Source organism: Acinetobacter sp. 243_ASPC, assembly GCF_001054715.1.
Taxonomy (GTDB): domain Bacteria; phylum Pseudomonadota; class Gammaproteobacteria; order Pseudomonadales; family Moraxellaceae; genus Acinetobacter; species Acinetobacter soli.
On sequence record NZ_JVOR01000065.1, the window covers coordinates 1 to 6,744 of the forward strand.

At 38.4% G+C, this 6,744-nt stretch carries 9 protein-coding genes; 7 read left to right on the forward strand and 2 right to left on the reverse strand.

Annotation, left to right across the window (positions count from 1 at the left end; translation table 11 throughout):
- Positions 1–163 precede the first annotated feature (163 nt).
- On the reverse strand, positions 164–646 hold the full coding sequence (locus ADA42_RS06375) for an Arc family DNA-binding protein (RefSeq protein WP_048764190.1): 483 nt from the start codon (positions 644–646) through the stop codon (positions 164–166).
- A 138-nt stretch (positions 647–784) separates the two neighbouring features.
- Here ADA42_RS06375 and ADA42_RS06380 point away from each other — a divergent pair, with 138 nt between their 5' ends.
- The 7 genes from ADA42_RS06380 (at position 785) to ADA42_RS18475 (ending at position 5,506) form a co-directional block, all read left to right on the forward strand.
- On the forward strand, positions 785–1,582 hold the full coding sequence (locus ADA42_RS06380) for a BRO-N domain-containing protein (protein ID WP_048764191.1): 798 nt from the start codon (positions 785–787) through the stop codon (positions 1,580–1,582).
- 70 nt (positions 1,583–1,652) lie between these two features.
- Positions 1,653–1,841: a type II toxin-antitoxin system HicA family toxin gene (locus ADA42_RS06385; protein ID WP_048764206.1), complete on the forward strand. Its 189-nt coding sequence runs from the start codon at positions 1,653–1,655 to the stop codon at positions 1,839–1,841.
- A gap of 2 nt (positions 1,842–1,843) precedes the next feature.
- Positions 1,844–2,227, forward strand: a complete 384-nt coding sequence (locus ADA42_RS06390; RefSeq protein ID WP_048764193.1) for a type II toxin-antitoxin system HicB family antitoxin — start codon at positions 1,844–1,846, stop codon at positions 2,225–2,227.
- A gap of 178 nt (positions 2,228–2,405) precedes the next feature.
- Positions 2,406–2,534, forward strand: a complete 129-nt coding sequence (locus ADA42_RS18865; RefSeq protein WP_263503756.1) for a hypothetical protein — start codon at positions 2,406–2,408, stop codon at positions 2,532–2,534.
- Positions 2,535–2,723: 189 nt separating this feature from the next.
- A complete protein-coding gene (locus ADA42_RS18710; RefSeq protein ID WP_053086580.1) occupies positions 2,724–3,197 on the forward strand; it encodes a hypothetical protein in 474 nt (157 codons plus the stop codon).
- A 9-nt stretch (positions 3,198–3,206) separates the two neighbouring features.
- The gene (locus ADA42_RS18715; protein ID WP_228137600.1) at positions 3,207–5,354 is read left to right on the forward strand and encodes a phage tail tape measure protein; all 2,148 of its coding nucleotides are present in this window, start codon (positions 3,207–3,209) and stop codon (positions 5,352–5,354) included.
- The gene (locus tag ADA42_RS18475) at positions 5,354–5,506 is read left to right on the forward strand and encodes a hypothetical protein (protein WP_161798541.1); all 153 of its coding nucleotides are present in this window, start codon (positions 5,354–5,356) and stop codon (positions 5,504–5,506) included. The genes ADA42_RS18715 and ADA42_RS18475 overlap by 1 nt, the downstream gene beginning before the upstream one ends.
- A 17-nt stretch (positions 5,507–5,523) precedes the next feature.
- Here ADA42_RS18475 and ADA42_RS17970 read toward each other — a convergent pair.
- Positions 5,524–6,668, reverse strand: a protein-coding gene (locus ADA42_RS17970; protein ID WP_100833519.1) for an IS3-like element ISAba14 family transposase whose coding sequence is annotated in 2 segments (ribosomal slippage) — positions 5,524–6,404 and positions 6,404–6,668 — 1,146 coding nt in all. Because the reading frame shifts where the segments join, the coding sequence is not laid out codon by codon here.
- Between the last annotated feature and the right edge of the window lie 76 nt (positions 6,669–6,744).

Here is a 6,744-nt window from a genome sequence, read left to right on the forward strand (position 1 = left end):
GGAAAATTTATGTGTAACAACGGCACAATAAGTGCTTCAAAAAAAGTGTGCAAAAAATAATAGAAGGCGCAAAATGCGCCTTTTTTATCCCTAAAATTTTAACTTCTAGGAATAACACTTACATTAAATCTAACCTAGCTTTACCCCAAAAAACTAACCAAACTTAGTCTTCATCACTTTTTTTATGCAAATTTCCCATATATTCATCAGTGATATGGTCTTCGACAATCAACCATCCAAGACTTCCTTTACCATTATCAACAACGTCAATATGATGTCCACCTTGATGAACATATACTTCTTTTGTCCAAAATGACAATTTGTGTCTAAAAGAGGATTCTGCTAATGCATTTAGCGATAATTGAATATCTTTTCTTAAATTACTTAAATCTTGAGAATAATCAATATGTAGTACATTTACTAATTTCCCGAATACTAATCGTTTAATACCGTTTTCAAGATTAATGACTTTTACTTCTGAAAAGTTTGAAGATCGAGATTCCTTTTTGACTAAAGCTGTTTTTAATAATTCAATAAAAGCACTATTCATTGAAAGTTCATTTTCTTCAGCAAAATTTGTAACTTCTTGATGAAGATCAGGAGGTAGGCGTACTTGTGTTTTAATAAAGTTAGTCTGTTTTTGCATGGTTATCTCCTGACTCTTGACACTAATTATAGGTACATGTAAATTAATGTCAATGCACCTGAATTTAGGTGTAAAAAAAGCCTCGATGACTTTGGACGGCTATCGAGGCTTTATCTGATCCCTAGCAGGAGATAAGACATGAATAGTCTAACATTTAACGCAATACAATTTCATCCTGTACAACAAAGTGATGAGCAAATTTGGTTAACGGCCGCTGAACTAGCTGAGGTATTGGGCTATTCTCGTACAGATAAAATTAATCAGATATTCAAAAGAAAAGAAGATGAGTTTTCTGCTTCAATGACTCGTCTAATTGAGAATCCTCAGAATCTCAATTTGAGGTTACGAATTTTCTCACTTAGAGGTTGCCACTTAATAGCCATGTTTGCCCGAACCCCAGTCGCCAAAGAATTCCGCAAATGGGTTTTAGATATATTGGATAGGGAAGTACAGCCTAAATCCAAAACCCATAAATCTGAACGAGTATCACTGAACGATGCCATTCATTTACTGGTCGCCAAAACGACCAACCTTAACTTTTCCGATGCCTACAAAATGCTTCACCAACGCTTTGGAGTCAGTGGTATAGATGAAATACCACTCGACCAAATACCTGTAGCGGTTGAATATGTACATCACTTGATTGCACTTATGAGTAGCAAAAATTACGGTTCTACATCGGAAAGAAATGTCAAAGCGATGGCAATGTATCTGGTTTGGCTCAGTGGTTGGTGGCGAGAGTTTGGACCCGCGATAAGAGGCGTAAACCCTAACATGGCTTCTGCTATCCATGACTATTTTAACGATGGTGGATTTATCGCATGGGGCTACATTGATAAAGAACAAAGAGAAGAACTGTGTAAACGTATTGAAAACCATCCGTGGCATCTGTTACCGATGGAGCGATACAATCTTCTTAATCGGCATAATTATTAGCCCGATATAGAATGCAATAAAAATGATTTTTTCCATTCAGTCTAATGAAAAAGGTGTGTATAATTACACAATGAACAGCAAAGAAATTATCAAACGCTTGGAACAGGAAGGCTGGATCAAGGTGGGTGGTAAAGGCGACCATGAAAAATTTAAACATCCTGAAAAATCAGGTCATGTCGTTGTACCACACCCACGTAAAGACATGCCAATCGGAACTTTGCGTAACATTTATAAACAAGCTGGTTGGGAATGGAGGTAAGTATGTTGTATCCCGTATATGTCCATAAAGACCAAGACTCTGCCTATGGCTTAACTTTTCCTGATTTTGAAGGCTGCTTTAGTGCTGCTGACGACATGCAGGATATTCAGCGTATGGCGCAAGAGGCAGTAGAAGTATATTTTGATGGTGAGGATTTGCCCTTGCCAGAGCCATCTAGCCCTGAACAATGGATTGGTGATGATCGCTTTGAAGGCGGCTATTGGTTATTGGTCGATATTGATTTATCAAAAGTCAGTAGTAAGTCTGTTCGGATCAATATCAGCATGCCTGAATCACTGGTTAAGCGTATTGATGCAATGGCGAAGAAACAACATTTAAGTCGTTCAGCATTTCTAGCCAAAAGTGCTGAGATGGCACTGCATTAAGTGAAAAACTGAATAATGAAATAGGTCTTTATTGTTACTAATCTTGCTCTATTAAAGCAAAAACCCAAGATGTGGCGTCTTGGGTTTTTATTTTCCACCTTTATATGGACAGGCTAAAGGATGAAAAATTTATTTAATTAATTATAAACCCAAAAACCAAATAAAGGTAGATGGAAAAATGAGTGAACAAGGTGCGGATAGAGCTGGAAATCGACTTGCAGACGCAGCTTTTTGGGCTGCTTGGCTATTTGGTTGCGCAGCTATTATTTTTACAATTGGCTTAACCTATAAGAACATCGTTGGTTAAATCTCATCAAGTTAAGTTGGAATTTTTTATATGAAAGCTTGGCGATTCATCGCAATCTTGATAGCCATAATAATTTGTACATATTTATGGAATCGATAGCCGATACATAAAATAGATGAAAAACTGAATAATGATAAATCACTAGCTTTCATCCCAAAATTGCTCAATCAGAGATAAAAGTGATTGAGCATGGCCAACAAAAAACTGAACGCCGTTATCACAATTGGTGGCGCACTGGCAGGTAGCTTCCGTACTGTTATTGGTTCTACAACCAAAGAACTTGGCAAGATTGGTACAGAAATTAATAAGGTCAAACAAAACCAACGTCAATTGGGTGAGGCGATTCGCACCTTTGGCGGTATGGGTAAAAATGTTGATAACCTGCGCTCAAAATATTCCTTAGTAACTGCCGAACTTAAAAAATTAGAAACGCAACAATTACGTTTAAGCAATGTTGAAAAGCAGCGAATAGCCAATAACAATCGATTATCAGAAATAAAAGGACAGATCGGAGCGACCATTGCGACAGGTCTAACTTTGGCAGCACCAGTTAAAACAGCTATTGATTTTGAAACAGCAATGTTGGGTGTGGCCAAACAGTTAGATGGTGCCCGTGATAATGCGGGAAATCTGACTAAAGATTTCTTTAATATGCAAAAATAAATTTTAACTATAGCTGATAACAGTCCTGTAGCTCGAAATGAAATTGCCGAGATGGTGAGTGCTGGCCTAAGGATGGGTGTTGCCAAAGATGAAGTGATAGGCTTTACCCAAGAAGTCATAAAAATGGGTACTGCGTTTGAGTTGCCAATGGGGCAGCTTGCCGATGATATGGGTAAGATTGGTAACATGTATAAAATACCAATCACACAAATTGGAAAATTGGCAGATACCATTAACTATTTAGATGACAATAGTTTATCTAAAGGTGGTGACATTATTGACTTTATGCAACGGGTTGGTGGTACTGCGAGCATGGTCAAAATTACTGATAAAAATACTGCTGCACTTGGTTCGACTTTACTCTCATTGGGTGAGAAAGCAGAAACAGCAAGTACAGCAGTAAACGCAGTATTTTCAAAACTTGGAGCAGCCAATACAGGTAGTAAGCCATTTAAGGCGATGGTTAAGGAAATAGGTCTTTCTACTGTTGAGCTTGAAAAAGGCATGCAGACCAATGCAACAGACACCATTTTCAAAGTCATGGATGCTATTAGAAAATTACCTAAAGAAGCTTCAATGGAACGTAAATGGGTTCCACCCAAAATGAGTAAAAATGGAAAAAAACAACTTCAACCAGGACATTGGTCAGAAACCCCTGCAACCACCCAGATTGATGCTGTATCTACCTTATTTGGTATGGAACATTGGGATACTTTTTCTAAATTACTTGAAAATAGAGGGGAGCTTGAAAAGCAAATAGACATGGCCAATAGCAAAAATGCTCAAGGGTCAATGGACAAAGAATATCAAGCACGAATGAAAACCACACAAGCACAGATTGATATGTTTAAAAATCGTATCGGGCATCTTGGTGTTGAATTTGGATCTGTTTTATTGCCAGTAATCAATGATGTGTTAGGGAGTGTTGGTACGTTTGCAACTAAAATTGCCGAATGGACACAGAAAAACCCTGCATTAACTGGAACCATTGTAAAAACAGTTGCTGCGCTTGGTGTGTTAAAAATTGGATTGCTAGCAACCAAGTTTGCAATTTTTGCTATTAATTCACCCATATTGAAATTAAAAGATCACTTCATAAAGACTGGAATAAGTGGCAAAACATTTACCAATGTTCTTAAATTAATGAAAATTCCAATACCCGGTCTAGAAAAAGCATTTTTTGCATTAAAAAATAGAATTAGATCTGTTGCTGGATCAATCTTTAGATTTGTAACATCTGGAACTGTACTACAGACTGTGTTTGGCAAATTACGTGGTGTGGCTGTAGGTGCATTTAATATGCTCAAGGGTAGTGCTTTGGGTGTGATTGGTATATTTGGAAGATTTAAAAATTTCGTCTTTGGGGCTGCTCATAGCATATTTCGCTTTGCCACGTCTGGTAATGTAATCCGTACCGTTTTTAACGTCGCACTGAATGTCATCAAGGAGGTGGGGTTAGCGCTATTGCGTACACCTTGGGGCGTGGTAGCTGCGGTTGCGATTGGTGCTGCATTAGCTATCTATAAGTATTGGGATCAAATCAAGGCATTTTTTACGGGATTTTGGCAAGGCTTAAAGCAGGGTATAGAACCATTTACCACGGCTATAGGCAATCTTGTTCAATCTACACCATTGTTGGGTGCAGCATGGGATGTGGTAAGTGGTGCAATTTCTACAGTATTTGAATGGTTTAAGAATCTCCTAAAGCCAGTAAATGCAACCAAAGAGCAAATAGATAAAGCAACCTCGGCGGGCGAATCGTTCGGTAAGTTGGTAGGAGGGGCGATCAATCTCGTCTTAACACCACTAAAAGCCGTAGTTAATTTATTTGGATGGATATTTAATAACGTAGGTAAACTTGGTTCAATAGGTGATACTGTTAAAAATTTCTTTAGCGGTCTGTCCTCAGCCAAAGAATCCAACAACAATAAACCCTTACCACCTCCACCAAAATCAATTGCTGCACCACCGCCTATACGGTCTGGACAGGGTAAGACTACACCTCAACAAACCAATCATAATAGTTTCTCTTTTACTGTGAATGCAGCACCTGGACAAAGCCCGCAGCAAATTGCCCAAGAAGTGATGCGCATACAAAAACAAGCCCAAGGCGTACAACAACGTAGCCTGATGGTGGATTGGGGGTATAGTCAGTAATGGATGGTCAAATTTTTGGTACTTATCTCACCATGATGAGTCTGGGTGGGTTTAAGTTTGGCGTATATACGGCTGCATACCAACAACCCAATAGAAGTACCCAATATAAGAGGTGGTCCCACATGTTTGAACAACTAAAAGCGTATTTATAAGTGATATTCCGCTCTAGTTAAGCCACCTTGTTTTGTTGGGGTAGCTGATCATAGTAAAACTCATTTGGTGTCATTTTGTCTAGACTCGAATGAGGTCGTTTCAGATTATAAAACTCAAAATATGCACTCAATTGCTTTTTCGCATCTGTGACACTGCTATAAGCTTTGAGATACACCTCTTCATATTTAACGCTCCGCCATAATCGTTCAACCATCACATTATCAACCCATCGACCTTTACCATCCATACTGATTTGAATGCCATTTGATTTCAATACATCAATAAATGCATCACTGGTAAACTGACTGCCTTGGTCTGTATTAAATATTTCAGGTCGACCATATTTTTCAATAGCTTCATTTAATGTTTCTATGCAAAATGTAACCTCCATACTAATCGATACTCTATGCGCTAGTACCTTGCGGCTATGCCAATCAATCACAGCACATAAATAAACAAAGCCTTTTGCCATAGGGATATACGTTATATCCGTAGACCACACTTGATTACTGCGCTGAATAGCCAATCCTTTGAGCAGATATGGATATTTGCGGTGAGCTTGATTAGCCTGGCTTAAATTTGGTTTGCAATATAACGCATTAATGCCCATTTTCTTCATTAAAGTACGTGTATGACGTCGTCCTATATGATGTCCTTGACGATTCAACAAATCACGCATCATACGGCTACCTGCAAAAGGGTATTGCATATGTAACTCATCCATACACCGCATCAGCTTCAGATCTGATGCACTCACAGGTTTTGGGCGATAGTAATAACAACCACGGGAGACTTTCAGCAGCTGAGCTTGCTTAGATACTGAAATCTGAAGTGAGTCATCGATTAACTTTTGTGGTTGAAGCGGCCCAGTTTCTTCAACACACCTTCTAAAAAATCAATTTCTAATGCCTGCTCACCGATTTTTGCATGTAGTTTTTTTAGATCGATGGGTGGTTCTGTTGGAGCTTTTGATTGATCGAAAGCTTGCGAGGAAGCTGAAATCAGTTGATTTTTCCAGTCGATAATTTGGTTTTGATGAACATCAAATTCAGCACTCAATTCAGCAAGTGTTTTTTCTGCTTTAATCGCAGCAAGTGCTACCTTAGCTTTAAAATCATTTGAATGATTTCTTCTTGGTCTACGTGCCATAAAATACTCCATATATTGATGTTTATAACATCATTTGGGGAGCAAAATATCACTTATAAGTGTTGTTCAAATTTCCTGATCCACCTCT